Source organism: Hahella ganghwensis DSM 17046 (assembly GCF_000376785.1).
Classification (GTDB): Bacteria; Pseudomonadota; Gammaproteobacteria; order Pseudomonadales; family Oleiphilaceae; genus Hahella; species Hahella ganghwensis.
Map to the genome: position 1 here is coordinate 125,905 of NZ_AQXX01000140.1, position 20,368 is coordinate 146,272.

The following is a 20,368-nucleotide window of genomic DNA, read 5'->3' on the forward strand; positions in this document are numbered from 1 at the left end:
TGTGGCCCGCCCCCGCAAAGAAGACCAAATCGATATTCGCCAGGCAGCCCTCGAAGCGGCATTGAAACTGGCAGAGCAACAAAGCCTGGACAGCCTGTCGCTGAAGGATGTGGCCGCCGCCGTGGGCTGTCGGACACCGGCACTTTACCGCTACTTTGCCAATAAAGAATCTCTCCTGCTGGCAATTCACGATGAAGGGTTCAAGCTGTTGTACGCCTACAAGAATGAAGCGGCTATCAATGCCGGTGACAATCCCTTAGAGCGATTACGCCTTGGCGGCCTGGCCTACATCCGTTTTGCCTTGGAAAACCCTGCACTATATGAACTCATGTTTCATCTGCCGGGACCCAGAAGAGCACTCAATGAAAGACTGCAGGAAAACCCTTTCTCACATGATGATGGCCTGCGCACTCTCTCATTTCTACAGGAAAGCATCCGGCAGTGTCAGGCAGCCGGATACCTTAAAGAAATACCTGTGGAGCTTGCCGCCTTTACACTCTGGTCCAGCGTTCATGGCATGGCTTCTTTGATCCTGCAGGGCCGGTCTCCCCTGGCACCTGATGGGGAACACCAGAATAAAGATCCCATGCAGTTGGCTGAGGAGGCAGTTGACCTGATTATTCAACGCTTCACAGAATAATCAGCGCAAAGCCAAAGACCGTGATTCTCAAAACACTTGCCTGCCAACAATTGCATATCATTTATTACACAAAAACTGTTTGTCGTTTCAATTAGCTAATAAATGGCGACGGTGGCTTACAACCCGACCATGCTAACATCAACATTAAGGGACTAATCGTCGCGAATTCGCGATGGATGGAAAGTGGTATTGCAGAAGAGAGCTTACGACAGTTGATCCTGCAATAAAGCACTATGCCGCTGGCGGCGTGATATCGCTGGCTAAAAATGGAAGGGACGCTATATGAAAGAAGTGTATATACATATCAATGAAGAAAAGGAAAAGCTCTCCCACGAAAACTTTTTCCTGAACTTCAGTCAAATCGATAACGATATACTTTTACCGATTTGCGGATTAGGGCTGAGCTTCTGGATCATGACATTTCAGGATGCTCTGCGTCTGAATGCCAGCAAATTCAACGACCCTTCACTCGGAAAAATTGCCGAACAACACCGACAGGAAGATTCGGGGCACGAACTCTGGTACCTGCACGACCTGGCCGCCCTTGGTATCCAGACACCCGACCTATATACCCTTTACTCTCCCTGCCTGTCATTTGTCCGCGACAGCTCCTACGAGATCATGAGTCAGATCATCAGCACTGATGACGACTACACTCGACTGGCATTGATTGAAGCTATCGAAGCGGCCAGCGAAGTATTCTTCTGCCATATCGTCAAAAATACTTCATCCGGCGATAAACACCTGAACCTTCTATTTTTTTCAAATCATCATTACCAGGCGGAACTATCCCACAACGAAGAGAATCTAATGGCGGTATTTCATAGCCATCATCTGACCGAGAGAGAGCGTGAGCGGGTTATCGCAGCCGTTGACAGAACTTTTAAAGCCTTTCATACCATATTTGATGGACTAAACAATATGATTGCCACCTATGATCCCAGATTGTTCAATCGTCGGGATTTCAGGGGGTCTGTATTGACCCACTGAGGAATCGACTGATTTCCTGATCGAAGGTCTCGTAAAGTTGCAGGTCGTTATGGCCTGCACGCTCAATCAGACTGACCTCCTTACGCCCTTTCCACAAATTATAAAGTGCCATGGAACTGTCCATTGGAATAATCTCATCCTGGCCAGCAATCAGCATTAACACAGGCACATCAATTTCATCAGCATACTTGGAGGACGGAAACGTCTGTGAGAGAAGACTCTGCACGGGCAGGAATGGAAAATGACGCTTGCCCACTGAAATCAGGTTATCGAATGGCGTCACCAACACCAATCTTTCAAGACTTCTCTGGGAAGCCAGATAAATCGCAACAGCCGACCCGAGACTTCTGCCTAGAACCACCAGATTCCTCCCATCAACCCCATAGTCCGATACCAGATCATCAAAGATTTTCAGAGCATCAGCATATAACGCATCCTGTGAGGGACTTCCAGTGCTGTTTCCATAACCTCGGTAGTTAAATGTGAAGACGGTTTGAACACCCCAAAGGCCAGCACTGCTGAACATCTGGGTGACGTCTTCAGCATTCCCACCAAAGTAAAGCAGTATTCGATCACCAGAGGGCTCAGCAACATCATACTTCCAACCCTGTAGCTTGGCTCCGTCACTCTGCAGCCAGATTTCGTGGGGCTTATACAGCGCATAGGAGGGGATATCAGAAGGAACGCCAGGAAATATAAAGCTGTTTTCCAGATAACGCAGCATTGAGCCTCCTGTGGAGCCCGCTAAAATAAAAATGACCGCCAGAAGGAGCGAAGATCTAATCCCCTTCCTCAGCTTCCCACTGTTCCGCAAAACCATTGCGCTCAAGATAACCACCCACAATATTGATCAAGTCTTCCATGATGGACTGCATACCAACAATTCCATTGATGGCTTCGCTGTTTCTGTCCGCCAGTACGGCTTGATCTACCATACGCCAATAAAATCTAGCAAGATTGATAGCATCTTCTTTTGTCGTTACTTCCTTCTGATGTTCCGCTACCGCAACAGCGAGATCGTCATTCAAGGCTCGCGCAAAGTGTAAAAAGACGTCTTTCTGCTCTTGGTCTCTAAAGTTAATCATCGGTTATTACCTTGATATTCATTTTCCTTCTTTTCCACCAACGCAAGCAACTTCCAGTATTCGGCATTATCCGAGCTGCCTGAATACCAGTTACCTTTAAAGTGAGACAGTCTGATGAGTTCAAAAGCACTAAAATCCTGTGGCAACCCGTATTTTTCAGCAATTTGTTTTCTTAAATCATGCAGCCTATCTGACGCTAACTTATCCGGGTGGCAGGCTACTGCATATCCAAATTCCGCATAATGGGCGTTGAACTTCCACCTGACTATCGCGCTTTCAACTTCCTTTTTGGAGTAATACTTTTTCACTCCAAAGCTTCGCATTAGATAGAACGGAAGCTGGCGTACATATTTAGATCGGTGAAACCGCCTCGTGAGAGCATCTAAGATTTGCATGGTTCTAGGATGGGTCCTGTCATAGGTGTAAATGGCCTCCACAACACAATAATTTATTCAAATAGAGCTCTCAAATCCGGCGCTACCCAAGACAAGCGAGCCTCTTCCCGGTTCAATAGGTCCTGACTGTAGTACTGCTGAACCACGCCCAATGCATCATTGACCAAGTCCGAGTTCTGTTCAAGAAACGCCTGAAAACTCTCTCCCGTCGTTTCAGACAAACGCATCGCCATAATCCTCACCAGGGCATCGGTCAGCGTATGGTGATACTTGCCGGCGGCCCCCAGGCTTTCAGCATAACTTTTAATGCCCAGACAGGTTTTCTGTAGCGCCGTTTCCAGATCACATTGTTGGAGATACAACCAAGCGATTCTAAGGTGCCCGACATGGTCGAAACATTCAGGATTCAAGGTGTTGTTTTCAAACTCAGCCTGAAAGACCTGATCTTCCAGATGTCCGGATTTGATGTTCATTTGATGTCCTCTCTTTGACCCACTCTTGTTATTCAGCGAGCCAAGCCTAAAGGATGAACCTGTAGACGGGTCAAGCCAATACCATCGAGCCAAACCCCTAGGTGGTAATACTGCACAGAAATTACGTCCATTACCGCACTGCAGACAGTCTTCTGATCAGCGATAACTGGAAGACGCTCAACAAAGAGCGATTTCAATGATAAAAGATATGGAGACCTGATATGAAACGAGTCGCATCCCTTTCCATGATCCTCACGGCTGTCTTGGCCAGTCATCAGGCGGTTGCTGCTGATCCAGCCGAAGTTCGCGAACTGACCCCTCAAGTTCCCCTCAGCTATCAGTTAAACGATGATCTCAAGGCAAATCTCAAACTCGAAGAATACGACTACGAGATCTATACCGCAGGAGCACACTACTTCAAGCGGGCCATCACCAGTACCAAGCCTCGCACCACGACGTCTGAAAAGTTCATACCACTGCCTGGCGCGGCCACAAAAATCGTGGTTCCTGCTGGAAAGAATGTTCTCGTGAACGTGGCGTTTACCGCAGAATCCCGTTGTCATGAACCCGGTAGCGTCGCTCAGGATTGGTGTGAAGTTAGGGTGCTGGTTGATGGTGCTGAAGCCGCACCGGCGGCTTCAAGCTTCCCACCGGACACCTATGCATTTGACAGTACTGACAGCGGTTCAGAAACCGTCGCTTCCTGGGAATCTCATGCACTGGATCGTCACAAGTGCATTATCAACAGCCAAGGTGACACCGCAAAGGTGGTTCCTGTTGTGCTGGAATGGAAAGTCACCAACTTTGACGGTGGTGCCGCGCCAAACTTCTGGTTGGACGACTGGAGTTTCACTGTGGAACTGGCCCAGGGATGCCGTATGCAAAAGGGTGAGTTCTGACAATCAGATAGCCACTGATACGATCAGGGTGCCCATGCCAGGGCACCTTTTCTGATTTCCACAATCGTTATCCTCCCGTTGTCTACAATAAAACAGTCATATCTTCTTCACAGACACCCGTTAAATTAAAACACTTGTTTAAATACCAGAGCCTCACCAAAGGCCTGCCTCTGATGAATCACATTCCGTAAGGAGATGACTGTGAGCACTTTCAACCGTCGGAAATTTCTCGGCATCATGGCTGCCGGCATGGCAACCCCCTATGTCTTATCCACAAGCCAACAGGCCAGCGCCGCAGACAGCTTGAGCTGGACAGGAAATTCTGCCCAGGCACCATTACCCCTGAACAACAATGATCCTTCGAATATCTTTGATCTTTCCATCGCCTCAGGCGACCCTACCGCCACCGGTGTTATGCTGTGGACGCACATTCGTGCCAGCCAATACGATCCTGCACACCACCTTCAGTTCCAGGTAGCCGCAGACCCTGACTTCAATTACGTCGCAATTGAGGGCATGGTCAATGGACAGGATTTCGGCGCTGACAGAGATCATACTGTAAAGATTGATCTGGAAGGACAGCTTCAACCCAATCGCAATTACTATTACCGCTTCCTATACAAGGGTACGGTCAGCCGGACCGGCCGCTGCAAAACCGCCCCTGCCATCGGTTACGACCTGGATACCGTCAAATTTGCCGTGTTGACGTGTCAGGATTACACCAACGGGTATTACGGTGCTCTGAACTATGTCGCCGATGACAATAATATTGATTTTGTACTGCACCTCGGCGACTTCATTTACGAAAGTGTCGGCGATCCGCGCTTTCAGGATCTCCCTTTTGAAGACCGTCTGATCACTCTGCCAAGTGGTTTTTCTGTCGCCATGAATCTCGATGATTACCGTCACCTGTATCGCAGTTACCGACAAGATCCCTATCTGCAAAAAGCTATGGAGAACCACACCTGGATCATTATTACAGACGATCATGAGACCTGTAATGACTGCTATTGGGATTATGAACTGGATACCCTCGGCTGCCCGGACCACCCTTATACCAACGACCCCCAGTTCAACAATAACCTGGACCTGAAGCGTCAGTTGAAGCTCGATTCACAGCGCGCCTGGCTGGAATATGCTCCCGCACGTGTTCAGGTCAATAAGAGCGCCACCCACCCGTTCGACTACAGTCGGATCTACCGCAATTTCCAGTTTGGGGATCTGGTGAATCTGAGCATGCTCGACACCCGCACCTACCGCACGCCACATCCCTGCGGAGAAGGCGACTTCCTGGAACGCTACCTACCTCTGGGCTGCACCAATCTGGAGAATCCCGAACAAAGTATGATGGGCCAGGAGCAACGGGAATGGTTGATCAATACCTGGAGCGCCTCACATTGCCGCTGGAATGTCCTGGGGAATCAGACCTACATGGGACGCATGGGCATCGAACTTGGAGATAAAGTAAAACTCCCCTTCAATGTGGATGCCTGGGACGGGTACGAGGCTGAACGTCAGATTCTGATGAATGAGGTGAAGTCCAACAATGTGGATAACTTTGTCGTCCTTACTGGCGACCTGCACACCTACATGGCTTCCCAGGTGAAACAGGATTACGCCGATCTCAGTTTCTGGAATCTGAGTAACCAGGTCGGCGTCGAGTTCATGACGCCTTCCATCACCTCTGCCGGGCTCTCAGACATGCTGTTGAAAACCTGCCCGGATCCGGAAGTGGCCAACTTCCTGTTACAGGCGTTGAGTGAGTCGGCACTGCGAATTACCAACCCGCATATCAAGATGTTCAACAGCACCCAACACGGTTACTCCACCATTGAATTCAAAAAGGATTACTGCGAGTGGATTGCCTATCGCGTGGATAAAAATACCAACGCCGGGAACCATGGCAAAAAGGCCATCTCCCGCTTCAGAAAGTACGAGCACTGGCCTTGGTTGATGCGGCTGTCGACCTGGGGCTATTGATGCTTTTCGGCCTTCCACTGGGCGGTTAATCCCGCCCTTTTTGATCACTATTTTTAATGTATTTTTATACAGTATTTTATGGTTTTCGGCACCTGCTTCTGGTATAATATCCGGACTTTATCGACAACGGTAAAGGCTTTATTTATCAAGGAGGTAGCTGCATGATGAAGAGCATTTCAAGCTCTATTACCGCACTATATTCCAGGCTGCAACATGCCTACTGGTGTAAGCAATTTGATCGCCAGACCAAACGCCAAAGGAATGGTAAAAAACCTCTCCCCAAGTCGTTCGCCAGAACGTCATTCAACGCCGATGTCAGATCGGTCGACGAAACCTTAAGAAGGTTCTGATCCCAGCAGGCGGAAACGCCTTCTGTGGCCATATCAACGGCGATTCCCGCCACATTATTCACCTCTAAATTCAGCGAAACACAACCGCAACAACACTTAAATCAGAGCAATCACATCAACTTGTAGGGAAACCAATAAGTATGGACCTGAAATACTTGTTGTTAGCCAGCGCGATGCTGGTTAACACCAGTGGCCAGGCGTCTGCCTCGTCACTACTCTATTCTGATGATTTTGAATCCGGACTGGGAAACTGGTCCAACGTTAGTGCTGACGACAACAAGAACTGGACTCGGCATTACGGCATGACGCAATCTGTCAGTACGGGCCCCTCCGGCGGTGCCAATGGCAGCCGACATTATGTGTATCTGGAAACGTCCTCCGGATCGGCCTACAGTGCGGGGGATTCTGCCATCCTCCTGAGCCCTGAGATATCCAGCACCGACGATATTCGCCTGAAGTTCCAATATCACATGTACGGCATTCAGATCGGCACACTGTCTGTTGATGTATTGAGTCATGGAAACTGGATTAACGATGTCTGGACTTTGACCGGGCAACAACAGGCCGATGAGTCCAGTAGTTATGAATCCGTTGCACTCAACCTGGGCACTTATGATGTTTCCCAAGTCCGTTTCCGTGCCGTTGCAGCGGGGGGTTATCGTGGGGATATTGCCATTGATAATGTCACTATTGAGAGCATCGTCAACAGGCCCGTAGCGCCGGAATTCACTAGTGATCCGGTGACTAAGAAAAATGCTGTTCCAAACCTTCCCTACAGCGACAGCTTGGCCACAGACGCGAGAGACGCCAATGGCGACGAACTAACATTCAGCAAAGTCTCAGGTCCTGCATGGCTAGACATTGCCTCCGATGGAACACTCAATGGCACACCGACAGAAAGCAACCTCGGCGTAAACACCTTTGTCGTTGAAGTCTCCGATGGAAGCTTGGTGGATACTGCTGCACTCAATATTCCTGTCATGGATGGCCCTATTGCCTTTTCCGATTTCGAATCGGGTTTTGGTGATTGGAAAAACGTCAGTACCGATGACAGTCACGACTGGATCAGGCATTCCGGCCCAACTCCAACCAACTATACGGGCCCATCTACCGGCGCAGATAACAGTAGCTATTATGCCTACCTGGAAACCTCCCCCGGGGGCGCAAACAAATCCGGAGACACAGCCATTCTTGTGGGCCCAGCGGTATCAGGCTCTAATCTCCATCTTAAATTCAAATACCATATGTACGGATACGACTCAGGCAGGCTATCAGTCGACGTGCTCTCAGAGGGACAATGGGTCCGGGATATATGGTCTGCCTACAGGCAACAGCAATACAACAGCTTTGCCGACTACCTCCCCATAGACATTGATCTGAGCGAGTATACCCAGCTACAAATCCGATTTCGCGCCACAGCCATCGGAGGATATAAAGGGGATATCGCGATCGACGACCTGGAGATCATCAACGTCGATCCCAATACCTACGATACGGATACAGACAGTGTGGTAGATGCCCTTGATCTATGTCCCAAAACACCTGTTGATGAAACGGCAGATGACAACGGATGCTCTGCCTCTCAGCGGGATTCTGACAACGATCGAGTGAAGGATAACCTTGATGCGTTTCCATTCGACCCCACGGAGTGGATCGACCTGGATGGCGACGGCGTCGGCGATAATGCAGACACGGATGATGACGGAGACAACGTACCTGACAGTGAAGATGCCTTTCCCCGGGACGCCTCAGAGTGGCTGGATACTGACGGCGACAGGCGAGGTAATAATGCCGATACCGACGATGATAACGATGGCATCAAAGACGTCGATGACACATTTCCGCTCGATGCCTCTGAATCAATAGATACAGATAACGACGGTATCGGCAATAACGCTGACACAGATGATGACAACGATAACGTGCGCGATGCCGAAGATGCCTTCCCTCTGGATGCGTCCGAGTCCGTTGACACTGACCAGGATGGGATCGGCAACAATGCAGATCCTGACGACGATGGAGATGGCCTGTCCGATACGGACGAAGCAGATCTCTATCATACCGACCCTCTGAATGCAGACAGTGATGCCGATGGTATATACGATGGATGGGAAATCCGGCACTCTCTGGACCCATTTACGCAAGATGCAGAGGCAGACCTGGACGGCGACGGTTACACCAACCTGGAGGAATTTGAGTCTGATTCAGACCCAAGAGACAGCACCAGCATACCCGTCCTTCTGATCGATGATCTTTCACTTGGAAAGTGATAACACTTGTGCCATTGTGGAAGGTGAAGTTATTTGTTGGGGACTAGGAACAAGTGTACAAGTACCGACGACAGTAACATCACCATCCTCCATAAAAGCTTCCAGTCGCTCATTCTGTGCATTGCAGAATAAAGAAGTTATCTGCTGGGGAGACGAAACATTGATGACGGAGTTGTCCTCTAATCCGATCACTGATGCCGTTATGATCGATATGGCTCGTTGGCCCAGTACACTCTGCGCGGTCACCAATTCAGGTACCATCGAGTGCAGGGGTAGCAATAGTTATGGGCTATCCTCTCCATCACTGGGAATAACCAACATCACTCAGTTGGATATGCTCGATTATCATGCCTGCGCCCACAATGGCACTGACGTAGAATGCTGGGGGAACAATAATTCTTTCCAAAGTGATATCCCCGACAATCTCGGTGTCCCCACAGAGCTTGCTGTCGGAGGTCAACATACTTGTCTCCTGCAAACCGATTATCAGGTTCGCTGTTGGGGAAATAATGACTGGGGGCAAACAGATGTTCCCGAAAACCTAGGGAAAGTCGTCAGCATTGATGCAGGTTATTTCCACACATGTGCCACTAACGACATTGGCCAGGTAACCTGCTGGGGAGATAATAGGCAAGGACAATTAGATGTGCCCGACGATCTGGCACCCGCCGCCATTATACGCAGCGGTTCCTTCAATAACTGTGCGACGACAATCAAAGGCTACAATATATGCTGGGGTGATAATCGATATGGTCAGTCGTCAATCTGGTATGACCTCAAAGACTTTGCTGTGGGAGATGACCATGTCTGCGGTATCAACGACGAAGAGGTCTTTTGCTTTTGGAATGGAAACAACTCACCAGAAGTGTTAGATATCCCTTCTGATATTGTTTCCCCCAAAACCATCGGGGCAGGACGCTATCACACGTGTGTATGGGCAGAGAGTGGCTTCCACTGTTGGGGTCGAGACTCAAAAAACCTGGACTACCCTGCAGGCCTTACGAATGTATCGGCCATCGATGGCGCCATTTATCAAACCTGCGCCATTAATGAGGGCAAAGTGACATGTTGGGGAACCAATTACGACAGCCTTGTATTGGGTGTGCCTAAAAACCTCACCAATCCAACCCATATTGCTACCGGTGTTGGCCACAGCTGCATGATCGATGATGATGACGTCAAATGCTGGGGTAACAACCGACGAGGGCAATCAAGTTCCAGGAGCAACCTGAATAACCCTTCCGCGATTGCAGTGGGGGGAACTTACGCCAATACTTCAGAAACTGGCCACAGCTGTGTCGCTGATGATAATGGTGTGAAATGCTGGGGATCCAGTACCAATGGTGTGCTGAATGCTCCACAGGGATTGAGCAATGTCATTGATTTACACGCTGGAACCAGCGTTTCATGCGCCCTGCAATCAAATGGCCATATCACCTGTTGGGGAGACATATTCGGGCCTAGAATGAATAAGAGTCTGAATATCGGTTCCGTGACCGCGATGAAAGGGTTTGGCAACAATGCCTGTGTCAAAAACGCCCGTTTACTGAAGTGCAGTGATTACAGAGGAGCGTTACTGCTGGACTAGCCAATCACTATCTGAAAACACCATGGTATAAACAAAAAAGGAGCGGGATATCCCGCTCCTTTGCCATTTGAAATGGTGTCTTACATAGCTTTCGGGAGTTTCTGCCCTAACAGGTATTGCTCTACCAAGAGCAACGATATTCCGACAACATTTTCAGCGCCCGAAGTTGATAAGCGTTGCTGGCTTTGATCTCATAGGTGGCGTCTATTTCACCGAAATGAAACTGAACTCGGCTAGTGTTGGCTGAATCCAGATCGATATCTGCACTATCCAGCAGGCGGAACAGGGCCCAGTCGCCGGGGAACTCATACTTTTCAGACGAGCCATCCAGCGTTTCTACCACCAAACTTGCCCCGGGTTGCGGAGCGGGCCACGGAAGTTCTCGCCAAAACCTTGGTCCCAAAGAAGCAGATCCCTCAGTCCCTCCAACATTCAACAGAAGTCGTCGGATGGAGGGCGCCATTGTTGACGGCTTAATGCTAATGGGAAAGTCGGCTCCCTGTTGCTCTAAAAAGAACGCCAAGTGAATGAAACGCCCAGCATTTACCTGTTCCACAAACGCCTCTGAAAAGACTCTGGTCTTTTCCTGTGGACCAGTTTGGTCATCCCAGTATGACTGCAGGTTTTCCAGATAGAACTTGTGCCAAACACTCTCTGGTCCAAAATAGTCTTCGAATTCCTTCAGGGAAACGTCTTCACTGGCTTCAGGGTTGAATGGATAACGCTCCTCAAGAGAGGCGCACTCGGGATAAACGCCTTCTTGCCATTCTTTTTCAACTTGGAAAGTTGCCACTGGCAAGACATTTGAATCTGGCTCTTTGCTTGGTTTAACAGCACTGCACCCAACGCCGAAGAGGGCCAAACATAAAATCTCTATCCGAACTATCTCGAAATATTCCAACGACCGTATTTGCATTACAGACTTATACCCGGCGACAGCAAGTAACCCTATCTAGTGGAGAGATAACACCTAGGGTTTACCCCAGGTTATTCAGAGAACGGAAAAACCCTCTCACCTCACCACCTCAAACGTCCCTTTGTATTCATAGACTTTACCCCACCAGGGGTGCGAAATATTCGTACTCATCTCGAAGGTATGGTCATCAATTGCCCGTTCTTCAGCGTAGCTTTCTCCCATGATCCAACCAAGAGGGAGTGGGATAAACCGTCCAAACAAATGTAGCACATACCCTCGATGGGAAAGTTCCACTTTTTCGCCATTCCAGGAATACCCCATTCGCCAGCCCAGTCCAAAGCGCATGATCTCAATCACCTCATCATCCTTGACATGAACCATCCGCGAGTGAAATACATAAGGTCCGCCTTTAAAGTCAAAGCGACGAACGAAATGGAAAGCGTTGGTGTGCGGATCGCTCCTGAATTCCACCGTCACCGGAACATTATTCTCGCTATAGGCGGGAATCTGCCCCATCAACTTCATCACCGGAGCAATCCATTTCAAAGGCGCTTTGCACATCACATTCAACGTCCCCTTCACCACAGAAACATCATCTGTGTACGGACGATTGGCATAATGTTTCTGCATCACAACGGGCAAAGTGTTCCAGCTCTGACCAAAAATCGGCTGGAAAATGGGTTCACTCATACAAACTCTATCCCTTAAGTTGAAAGCACCTTGGATTAAGGCGATTTATCAGGTTGGAGATCCTGACAGAAGGTCTGGTCGTTTTAAAGGTTGAGATAAATCTTTGTATGCTATTTATTGCCCCAGGGTGTCTGACCTCTGCGAGTCTGACACCTACCCTCAATCTATTCTTGGCTATTTCTATGCTCACCCCTGCGCTTACCAACATTCACCACAAGCACAGCCATTGTAATAACGAGCATGATCACAAAGGCATACTGCCCAAGAACACTGAATAGCATCCAGGCCAGTACCACCAGCAGAACACAAACCAGTAGGAAAACGATATTTTTTACCATGCTGTTAACTCAGAGCTGGTCAGGATAAGGAGCATAAATCATGGATTCAGCTCATCCGAGATCCGTTCCCATTCAGGCCAGCCTGCCTTAATTGCATTCATGAAATCCTGGAGCGTAACCCATCCAACAACGGTTACAGGGTAATCAATCACCCATTTTTCACCATCCCATTCCATAAGGTCATAACTGCCAAGGCCATAAGAGTTTTTGTATTTAACAGCGACAAAATACTGACCAATATAAGGCGGTGTTTCTTCCGGCTTATGCCAATCTACGTTTACATTTTGCGTGCTCATTACATGCTTTTCCTGACACTTTCCGCGTGTCTGATCTCAGCGAGTCTGACACCTACACAGGTTCTTAGCCCTAATTTTCAGAGGCGATGTCTTTGACCTTAAGATTCGGCCAAAAAGAAATGGCCACAAGAAGAATCGCTATAGCCCCCAAGCTGTGCCACCAGAAACCATCCAAACCAATGCGAAGAAAAGTATAAATCAGATACACACCAACAATGCTAACCCCCAGCTCAATAGCATATATCAGACCTGGTAGCTGGTAGGACATTCCATGGCAATTGCGACACACATAGGGATCAGATTTTCTACCGCTTCCATGCAGTGAATTTAATTTGCCGCAATGCGGGCATTTAATAATCAACGGTAGCACTTGGAAATTCCTTTATAGAAATTGGCGGCTTCTCAAGCGTACGACTTAATTCGTATAGGGCAAGCATAAAATCATCAACCATTTTTCTATCAGCAACCGTAACCTTTTTTGATATATCACTGTTATCTATACAGTGATTAGACTGGAAATTACCTGTAACAGCCAATTCCATCAAATCTTCAATGTTTCGATGTCCCTTTGCAATTCCCAATATTATCTGTCCATACATCGTGTATAGAAAACTTGCCGATGCAGTACCCATCGTGTAGCCAATTTTCTTGAAAATTTTTGCCTTGGAGTCATTCAGATACTTTGAGTATCTCCCAAATAATACCCGATTAGTGACCAATGCACCTCCAGACACACGCCCAATAAACCCAGCCAAGTTGTTCCGAAGCTTTCTAGCAAAAAGTTCATGTAGTCGATGGTTTCCCCTCGACTTATTGTGGATGTAGCTGTACATGACAGCAGTCATAACTTGCTGGCGCCACCACGCATTCTCTTGCTGAGCTTTCCCAAACACTCCCGCACAGGCCAATAACTGATAATTAGCAGCCCAAAAGCTTTCAGGATGACTTAAAAAACCTTGGACAAAGCGTCATGCGGCACCGTCGCATTCAATATTTGTGGTCTTTAATGATTGCCCCCTACTCGCAACAATAATCCCATCGTGGCCATCATGACTTTTATACCTCTCAACGAACCTTTCGATAGAGCCCTCGTTCACTATCAAACTCCCCTTTAAACATCGACAATCCAATATCAGCGACTGCAATAATATCCCTACATATGCAGGAATCAGCGAGACATACAAAGCAATTGCTCACTCATGCAGGTTTAACTGCAATCACTTAATCCGAAAAATAAGAGTCCAATTTACCCCATATTTTCGATACTTTTTGTATCATTTGCAGGGCCGCAAAGAGTTTCCCTGATTAGCAATGTGAAATGACCAACTACTACAACCAGAACGCCACCCAAGTCTTCAGCCGATACCAGCGTCTCAGCTTTGAAGAGAACCATAGTGCCAAGCTAAATAACCTCTCTGCGTCACTGGAAAACACTCCAGGGAATTAATTCGTAAACAGGCGGATGCAGAATTCTTTGCACATATATCGAAAATAATAACCGGCTAGCCCTTTAACCCTATTGGACGATGCTAACTCATCTGATACCGTCATCAGCCAATATCCGGTTTAGACCTCTCCGAATAGAGGCAAAGTTAGACGATGATTGAATTCAGATATGACAAAGAACGGGAAATTCTCGTGCACTATGCGTCCCTCCTTAAGAATGACACCGTTACTAAGCTTGTTGAGTCCGGACAAGTTGATAACGGGGACGATGTTGTCACTGTCGCTCGTTTTTATTGGGAGATGGTCGATCTAACCAACAAAGAAGATATCGATAAGAGCGGGAAGTTCGACAACATGGAGACGTGGCTCGAACGAATTTATACTTCACTTCATATCTACTTTAACAACATTGGCTATGGTGACGCGTGGGATGATGAGATTCCCGAATAAGAGCTAAACCTTATCTATCGTATGGTTTTGATGTAATCGTCTGAAAATGTTAACGACAGCAGAAATATTAAATCTAATTCGCCTCACGGAACTAGAAATTAGAAGGCTTCAGGATGAAATTGAAGGCGATGACCAAGTGAAAAGAGACGAGGCCGGAGAGGTGATCGTGCAGTTCGACACCATGGCCAAGAAACTTAAAGAAATGTATATCCAATCGAAGCCCGATTACGAGATATTTCCTTTGTATGAGGATTATATTGAGCTGATTGGCAAGTAAAGCAACAGAGTTCTCCCGCAACCTCCCGTCGATTGGTGTCTGACCTCTGCGAGTCTGACACCTTTACCCTCCCCCTTAGTCACAAAGTAATTAATCCTCCAATTTACCCCAAAATTGCGATACTGTTTGTATCATTTGCAAAAGCAACAAAATCAATCCGAATTAGTCAGACTAAATGACCAACTACTACAACCAAAACGCCGATCAAGTCTTCAGCCGGTATCAGAGCCTCAGCTTTGAAGCGGTTCATGGTGCTTGGTTGGATTCCCTTCCCGCATCACCGGGGAACGCACTGGATATTGGCGCCGGTTCTGGGCGAGATGCGGCTTGGTTGGCAGATAAAGGCTGGCAGGTGACCGCTGTGGAGCCGGCAGATCATCTTCGGAAGCTTGCAAAAGAGTTTCACCATCAGGGCAGCATCCATTGGGTCAAAGATTCTCTCCCTAGTCTTACAGAAATTGGTAACCGGCAACGCTTCGATCTGATTTTGGTGAGTGCGGTTTGGATGCATCTTCCTCCAAAAGAACAGGCTCACGGTCTTGACCGGCTAAGACAGCTCCTCGCCCCTGAAGGCCTTTTGGTGATTACCTGGAGAAATATCGCCGATGAGACCGAGCGGCAATTTTATCCAGTGGATGAGAGCCTCTTGATGGGAGCTAGCGTTTTTGAAGCAGAGGATTTGGACGAAAGGCCAGGGGTTGTATGGAAAGTTGCGATCATTGAGGGAAGCCAATGAGTCTCTTGGAATACGAAGCAAAGTTCTCAGAGCTTAATCCGAACCGTCGGCATGGCAACACCAGCCCGCATAAAATCGCAATGCTTTTGGCGGTTATGGATTTAATCGAATCTGGATCACTGCAAGAGAACCGCATTTACTTTGATCGACAGCTAAAAGATGCATTCACAAAACGTTTCAACGAGCTCAAGTCAGAAGCCGACAGGGATAATCCACATCTACCCTATTACCATCTACACACCAGTGGCTTTTGGCACCATCAGGTAAATCCTGGGCAGCGTGAAAGTTATAAAACTATGTCTGCCTCGGGAGCGAGTGCGATTGATCAGCACATCGCCTACGCTTATCTCGATGAGGAGTTATTTGAACTCCTACAAAATTTCACGGTTCGCAAGCTTCTCACATCAGCATTGGACAGAAATTTTGCGATCACCGAAACGAGCCGTAAGAGCATATTGGGATCAAATAACCATTGGAACTGGCTTGAATGTGAAGCGATTGTCCAGGATTACTTTGTCATGTTGGACAAAGAGTTCAAACGGGAACCATACAGCAAAGCCGACCACCGTAGAGCTCTGCTAACCAAGTTAAATAATCGCTCTGAAGGCTCCATTGAGTACAAGCACCAAAATATCAGTGCTGTTCTCGTGGAATTAAATCTTCCCTATATCTCGGGATACAAGCCTGCCTCCAACTACCAAAAAGATCTAAAGCAAGCAGTTCTTGCCCACCTTGCCAAGACAGAAACCAGTTCAAAACCAATAACTCAATATGCCGACAGTTCCCCAATCTCGACATTTGAAGAAATAAATTGGAAATCTGTCCTGGATACAGAAGCCCCTGCAAGGGTAAACAGTACCAATGATCAATTTGGTCGACCTTATCTCGCAACCAAACCTAATTACGCCCAAAGGGAAGCTCGTAACAGGCAGCTTGGGAAAATTGGAGAGGCCTTTGTAATAGAGTATGAAAAATTCCGCCTCACGGAAGCCGGGCGTCCCGATCTAGCTATGAAGGTTGAATGGACTAGTAAAGCGGAAGGGGATGGCCTTGGTTATGATATCCGGAGCTTTGACCCTTATCTGGATGAACCGCTATTTCTTGAAGTGAAGGCAACTAACTCAGGCAAATACCAACCTTTCTATATTACGGATCGCGAATTGGATTTCTCCAGGGAGCACGCCGCTCAATATAAACTGTACAGAGTGTATGAGATGAAATCTCATCCTCGGTTGTTTATATTACGGGGAGCGGTGGATGATCATGTTCATTTGCGGCCTAGGAGTTTTGAGGCTAGATTTAGCTGATAAAATACTGACGGATACTCTCCAAATCATGGAATTGATTTCATATGGATATTATTACTTCTTCAATCATATCGGCCTGTCTCAGTGGCATCCCAATTTTGCTCGTTGGCGGGTTGGTCTATCTGGCCAAGAGAAATCTAAAGAACCGTGAAAACCCTCTGACAAAGGATTTGCTTCGCCCGCCAGGGCACTCTGTGAATAAACGATTACAAGAAGCTCAATTTAATGTCATCACAGAAATGGGCGTTGCCTGCATTGCTTTTTATTACCCTCCAACATACTTGGGTATTCTTTACTACTTTGAAGGCTCCGTTGCCCCTCTGGTCGCAGCTTCTGTCATTATCGTCATGTCAATTGTTCTTATTATGACGCTAGCTAAAGTCTTTAAGAATGCGCGGAATGTTTTCACTCTAAAGTTAGGATACGAATGCGAGATTGCTGTTGCCCAAGAACTTGATCGGTTGATGCTTCTTGGTTATCGAGTATTCCATGATATTCAGGGAGACGAATTTAATATTGATCACATTGTCGTCGGCCCAAATGGAGTGTTCGCAATCGAAACAAAGGGCCGTAGAAGGCCAATGAGCAAGGAGGTAGATAAGAGATCTCGACATAAAGTGACCTGTTACGACGGCCGCCTTGAGTTTCCTAGCTGGACGGAGACTGAAGTCTTTAACCAAGCAAATCGACAGGCCAAATGGACTTCTAAGTGGCTCTCTTCTGCCACCGGGAATCCCATTACAGCGATGCCAGTGATTGTATTACCTGGATGGTACATAGAACGGAAGGAGCGATCGCAAGTTCCTTGTATCGCGGGGTCATTTAACTCATTTAAGGCGCTAGTTCCAAAACTGAAAGGACAAACGCTCTCTCCGTCAGAGATTGAGGCTATCTCTCATCAAATTGAACAGAATTGCAGGACTCAGGATTTTGGGAGGGCTCGTGAGCTGAACTCGACAAAATTGGTGACTCAATGAAGGCTTTAACCAAAGAGGAAAAGAGAAATGAATCTAGCACATTGATATTTGCAGTTCGATTCATTGACCCAAAAGCTCAAGGAAATATATGTAGATCCCGAGCAAGATTAGAAGAACAGTTTTAGACATCGGCTCCAATAATAAAAAACTCTGCACCAATAGAACTTACTGAATTCGATGCGCTAACTAGGAGGACATCTAACTGCTTCCTTTTATTAGAGTTTTTTGCAGCAGTATAATAGCTTTTGCATGTGTGAGGTTGCACAACAACAACCCTAAATTTCGTGCTCCTAGAGCCACTAATTCTATCCAAAAAATTTATAAAATCATCTGGCTTTCTTTCGCTGCCGTCTTGCCAGCAATACTTATTTTCTGAATTATCCAAACGCCCTTTTAAGTCTTTAGCAAGAATCTTACGATGAGTACACCGAAGATTCTTAATTGCCTGGCTTAATACAGTATCATGGGCGCCAACTGAAATTTTCCTACTAGCCGAGTCACTCTTCGCCGCCTTCACATGAATTAACGAAACCATCCACATATCACAATGTTTAACTACGTGAATAAAGTCAGCTTTTTCTCCTGCCCCATCATCACAATACAACCACCCTTTCATCTTTCTTCCAGTTTTAAACTCGCTGGGAGTTCGCCATTCTCCTGACCACCTATTCTTGATCCATGAAAATAGAGAAAGATCACTACCAATCTTACTTAATTCAGGATTCGAGCTACTCCCAGGTTTTTCTTTAATAACACAATAATTTTCGAATTTTGCCCATATATAGTTACTATATTCAACATCACTGTAACCAGTTTTAAATAACATTCCACCTACTATTGCATGCCCCGATTCATACCAACATTTAATTAACTCAGGGTATTTAAGTATTTTTGCAAACTCTTGAAACTTAGCTTTTGATTTAGCATTAATATTTTTTATTTCGAAGAAAACTTTGTAATCATTAATAACAGGGTGAAATTTCACATCCCCCACAAAACTCCCATTACAATATACATTTAAATATATTCCATCATTAAAAATATTTTCTTCCAACTCTACCGTATAGTTATCTCTAATTTTTCTAAGTAAATCTTTTTTAACTTGCCAGCTTCCTCCGGAAAGAATTCGTAGTCAATAATTGAAAAATCATAAGGGGAGCTTAAGTTCTTCGCACTGGGAAGCGGGTAACTTAGGACACTTATAGAGCAATCCTTTTCTATTTGATTATTATTCAGATAGTCCAAAATATTGACAACGCCACCTTCAAATTTTTCCCACGTATTACATGGACCGATCCACACCGATGATTTCCATGGATTAACCCCCACAGAGGACGAATCTTTTCTGCCGATATTAACATCAGTTCTTGCGGCAGAAAGCATATAAGACTGATCGAGTAAGGGATCTAATGTATCAGCAACACTTTCTCCCCCCAAAACCTTAGAATCAGCCTTAAATGTGTTTTTATCATGAATCCCTGACATCCATATCATATTAACGTTATCTTCATTTATAAAGCAGTGATTTAACTGACTTATACTGACTCTATCCATGCAATCCAATATATTATTTTCTCCTAGATTATCGCTAACATAGTCCTTTCGGCCCTTTTCAGAGAAATACATTGCAACATACTCTCCAAGCCTCAGAGAAACAATGACATGATGTTCCTCATTTAGGAGATCACTATTATTTAGCCAGCCTGGTGAATGACGTAGCTTATATGTAGTAAAACTAACTTCTCCTTGATTACCTATTTCAGAAACATTTGTCTTCCCATATTCAATTTCCGAAGATTCTTCAGATATCCCCTGCCTTATCAGGCTAAGTACTGATAAATGATAGTCGCTATACTCACTTACTTTTATCTTAGCTAGTAGTATTGATAAGAAAGGTTTGATATTTTCTTTTTCGATCAATTTTATAAGTCCTTCCAATGAGATCAGAATTTTGGCAAATGTTCAAAATATTCCCCTTTAAGTTATAAAAAAGTTCAAATAGACTTAGGGAGGCTCTGAATAACTCCCCAAATCAGTCATAATACGGCCAACTTCACTCATCAGGAATACTATCCATGGATCAGATGACTTTCTCCGAAGCTGAATACCAGAATAAGAAGCGTAAGACCCGCCGGGAAATCTTTCTGGAGCGAATGGATAAGCTGATCCCATGGAAACGCATGGAAAAGAAGATCGCCCGCTATTACCCCAAGGGCGAGAACGGCCGCCCTCCGTATCCGTTATCCACCATGCTTCGTGTCCACT

At 46.5% G+C, this 20,368-nt stretch carries 24 protein-coding genes; 14 read left to right on the plus strand and 10 right to left on the minus strand.

Annotation, left to right across the window (positions count from 1 at the left end; translation table 11 throughout):
* The first annotated feature begins 1 nt into the window (after nt 1).
* The gene (locus F566_RS34295; protein ID WP_020410220.1) at nt 2-640 is read left to right on the plus strand and encodes a TetR/AcrR family transcriptional regulator; all 639 of its coding nucleotides are present in this window, start codon (nt 2-4) and stop codon (nt 638-640) included.
* 282 nt (nt 641-922) lie between these two features.
* On the plus strand, nt 923-1,630 hold the full coding sequence (locus tag F566_RS0127265) for a hypothetical protein (protein WP_020410221.1): 708 nt from the start codon (nt 923-925) through the stop codon (nt 1,628-1,630).
* Here the strand turns inward: F566_RS0127265 and F566_RS34300 are convergent.
* From F566_RS34300 to F566_RS0127285, 4 genes are read right to left on the minus strand one after another with little or no spacing between them, the layout of a single operon-like run.
* Nucleotides 1,605-2,354 carry an alpha/beta hydrolase gene (locus F566_RS34300; protein WP_020410222.1) on the minus strand — a complete coding sequence of 250 codons (750 nt, stop codon included), beginning with the start codon at nt 2,352-2,354 and terminating at the stop codon, nt 1,605-1,607. The two genes, F566_RS0127265 and F566_RS34300, sit on opposite strands and share 26 nt — an antisense overlap.
* A gap of 55 nt (nt 2,355-2,409) precedes the next feature.
* Nucleotides 2,410-2,715, minus strand: a complete 306-nt coding sequence (locus F566_RS0127275; RefSeq protein WP_020410223.1) for a hypothetical protein — start codon at nt 2,713-2,715, stop codon at nt 2,410-2,412.
* A complete protein-coding gene (locus tag F566_RS0127280; protein WP_020410224.1) occupies nt 2,712-3,110 on the minus strand; it encodes a DUF6559 family protein in 399 nt (132 codons plus the stop codon). Before F566_RS0127280 ends, F566_RS0127275 begins: the two co-directional genes overlap by 4 nt.
* A gap of 53 nt (nt 3,111-3,163) precedes the next feature.
* Nucleotides 3,164-3,583 carry a hypothetical protein gene (locus F566_RS0127285; protein WP_020410225.1) on the minus strand — a complete coding sequence of 140 codons (420 nt, stop codon included), beginning with the start codon at nt 3,581-3,583 and terminating at the stop codon, nt 3,164-3,166.
* A 221-nt stretch (nt 3,584-3,804) separates the two neighbouring features.
* On the opposite strand from F566_RS0127285, the gene F566_RS0127290 reads away from it, so the two are divergent.
* The 5 genes from F566_RS0127290 to F566_RS0127310 all read left to right on the plus strand — a co-directional run bounded on the left by F566_RS0127290 (nt 3,805) and on the right by F566_RS0127310 (nt 10,670).
* Nucleotides 3,805-4,482 carry a hypothetical protein gene (locus F566_RS0127290; protein ID WP_020410226.1) on the plus strand — a complete coding sequence of 226 codons (678 nt, stop codon included), beginning with the start codon at nt 3,805-3,807 and terminating at the stop codon, nt 4,480-4,482.
* A 195-nt stretch (nt 4,483-4,677) separates the two neighbouring features.
* Entirely contained in the window at nt 4,678-6,462 is a 1,785-nt protein-coding gene (locus tag F566_RS0127295) for an alkaline phosphatase D family protein (RefSeq protein ID WP_026180361.1), read from the plus strand.
* Nucleotides 6,463-6,623: 161 nt separating this feature from the next.
* Nucleotides 6,624-6,812 (plus strand): hypothetical protein, encoded by a 189-nt coding sequence (locus tag F566_RS0127300; protein ID WP_020410228.1) that lies wholly within the window; start codon nt 6,624-6,626, stop codon nt 6,810-6,812.
* Nucleotides 6,813-6,952: 140 nt separating this feature from the next.
* The gene (locus F566_RS0127305; RefSeq protein ID WP_020410229.1) at nt 6,953-9,082 is read left to right on the plus strand and encodes a putative Ig domain-containing protein; all 2,130 of its coding nucleotides are present in this window, start codon (nt 6,953-6,955) and stop codon (nt 9,080-9,082) included.
* Nucleotides 9,083-9,245: 163 nt separating this feature from the next.
* Complete coding sequence (locus F566_RS0127310; RefSeq protein ID WP_169334463.1) at nt 9,246-10,670, plus strand: RCC1 domain-containing protein; 1,425 nt, start codon at nt 9,246-9,248, stop codon at nt 10,668-10,670.
* 121 nt (nt 10,671-10,791) lie between these two features.
* Here F566_RS0127310 and F566_RS0127315 read toward each other — a convergent pair whose 3' ends face one another.
* The 4 genes from F566_RS0127315 to F566_RS0127340 all read right to left on the minus strand — a co-directional run bounded on the left by F566_RS0127315 (nt 10,792) and on the right by F566_RS0127340 (nt 13,665).
* On the minus strand, nt 10,792-11,463 hold the full coding sequence (locus F566_RS0127315) for a type VI secretion IcmF C-terminal domain-containing protein (RefSeq protein ID WP_157497145.1): 672 nt from the start codon (nt 11,461-11,463) through the stop codon (nt 10,792-10,794).
* Nucleotides 11,464-11,682: 219 nt separating this feature from the next.
* The gene (locus F566_RS36500) at nt 11,683-12,276 is read right to left on the minus strand and encodes a DUF4166 domain-containing protein (RefSeq protein WP_020410232.1); all 594 of its coding nucleotides are present in this window, start codon (nt 12,274-12,276) and stop codon (nt 11,683-11,685) included.
* A 376-nt stretch (nt 12,277-12,652) separates the two neighbouring features.
* Nucleotides 12,653-12,910 (minus strand): hypothetical protein, encoded by a 258-nt coding sequence (locus F566_RS34305; RefSeq protein WP_020410234.1) that lies wholly within the window; start codon nt 12,908-12,910, stop codon nt 12,653-12,655.
* 350 nt (nt 12,911-13,260) lie between these two features.
* Entirely contained in the window at nt 13,261-13,665 is a 405-nt protein-coding gene (locus F566_RS0127340) for a hypothetical protein (RefSeq protein ID WP_157497147.1), read from the minus strand.
* Between the two features lie 563 nt (nt 13,666-14,228).
* Here F566_RS0127340 and F566_RS38000 point away from each other — a divergent pair.
* From F566_RS38000 to F566_RS35865, 6 genes are all read left to right on the plus strand, one after another.
* Nucleotides 14,229-14,357: a hypothetical protein gene (locus tag F566_RS38000; protein ID WP_281169128.1), complete on the plus strand. Its 129-nt coding sequence runs from the start codon at nt 14,229-14,231 to the stop codon at nt 14,355-14,357.
* 152 nt (nt 14,358-14,509) lie between these two features.
* A complete protein-coding gene (locus F566_RS0127350; RefSeq protein WP_020410237.1) occupies nt 14,510-14,806 on the plus strand; it encodes a hypothetical protein in 297 nt (98 codons plus the stop codon).
* 136 nt (nt 14,807-14,942) lie between these two features.
* Nucleotides 14,943-15,083: a hypothetical protein gene (locus tag F566_RS37430; RefSeq protein ID WP_211210713.1), complete on the plus strand. Its 141-nt coding sequence runs from the start codon at nt 14,943-14,945 to the stop codon at nt 15,081-15,083.
* A gap of 175 nt (nt 15,084-15,258) precedes the next feature.
* Nucleotides 15,259-15,819: a class I SAM-dependent methyltransferase gene (locus F566_RS34310; protein ID WP_020410239.1), complete on the plus strand. Its 561-nt coding sequence runs from the start codon at nt 15,259-15,261 to the stop codon at nt 15,817-15,819.
* Complete coding sequence (locus F566_RS34315; RefSeq protein ID WP_020410240.1) at nt 15,816-17,126, plus strand: protein NO VEIN domain-containing protein; 1,311 nt, start codon at nt 15,816-15,818, stop codon at nt 17,124-17,126. The genes F566_RS34310 and F566_RS34315 overlap by 4 nt, the downstream gene beginning before the upstream one ends.
* A 44-nt stretch (nt 17,127-17,170) precedes the next feature.
* Complete coding sequence (locus tag F566_RS35865) at nt 17,171-18,103, plus strand: nuclease-related domain-containing protein (RefSeq protein ID WP_020410241.1); 933 nt, start codon at nt 17,171-17,173, stop codon at nt 18,101-18,103.
* A gap of 121 nt (nt 18,104-18,224) precedes the next feature.
* Here the strand turns inward: F566_RS35865 and F566_RS37435 are convergent, their stop codons facing one another.
* Together F566_RS37435 and F566_RS37440 are read right to left on the minus strand one after the other, a co-directional pair.
* Complete coding sequence (locus F566_RS37435) at nt 18,225-19,157, minus strand: hypothetical protein (RefSeq protein ID WP_211210714.1); 933 nt, start codon at nt 19,155-19,157, stop codon at nt 18,225-18,227.
* A 2-nt stretch (nt 19,158-19,159) separates the two neighbouring features.
* Nucleotides 19,160-20,023, minus strand: a complete 864-nt coding sequence (locus F566_RS37440; RefSeq protein ID WP_211210715.1) for a hypothetical protein — start codon at nt 20,021-20,023, stop codon at nt 19,160-19,162.
* Between the two features lie 155 nt (nt 20,024-20,178).
* Between F566_RS37440 and F566_RS0127380 the strand changes: the two genes are divergently transcribed.
* A partial coding sequence (locus tag F566_RS0127380; protein ID WP_020405354.1) for a transposase occupies nt 20,179-20,368 on the plus strand: 190 nt, incomplete at its 3' end.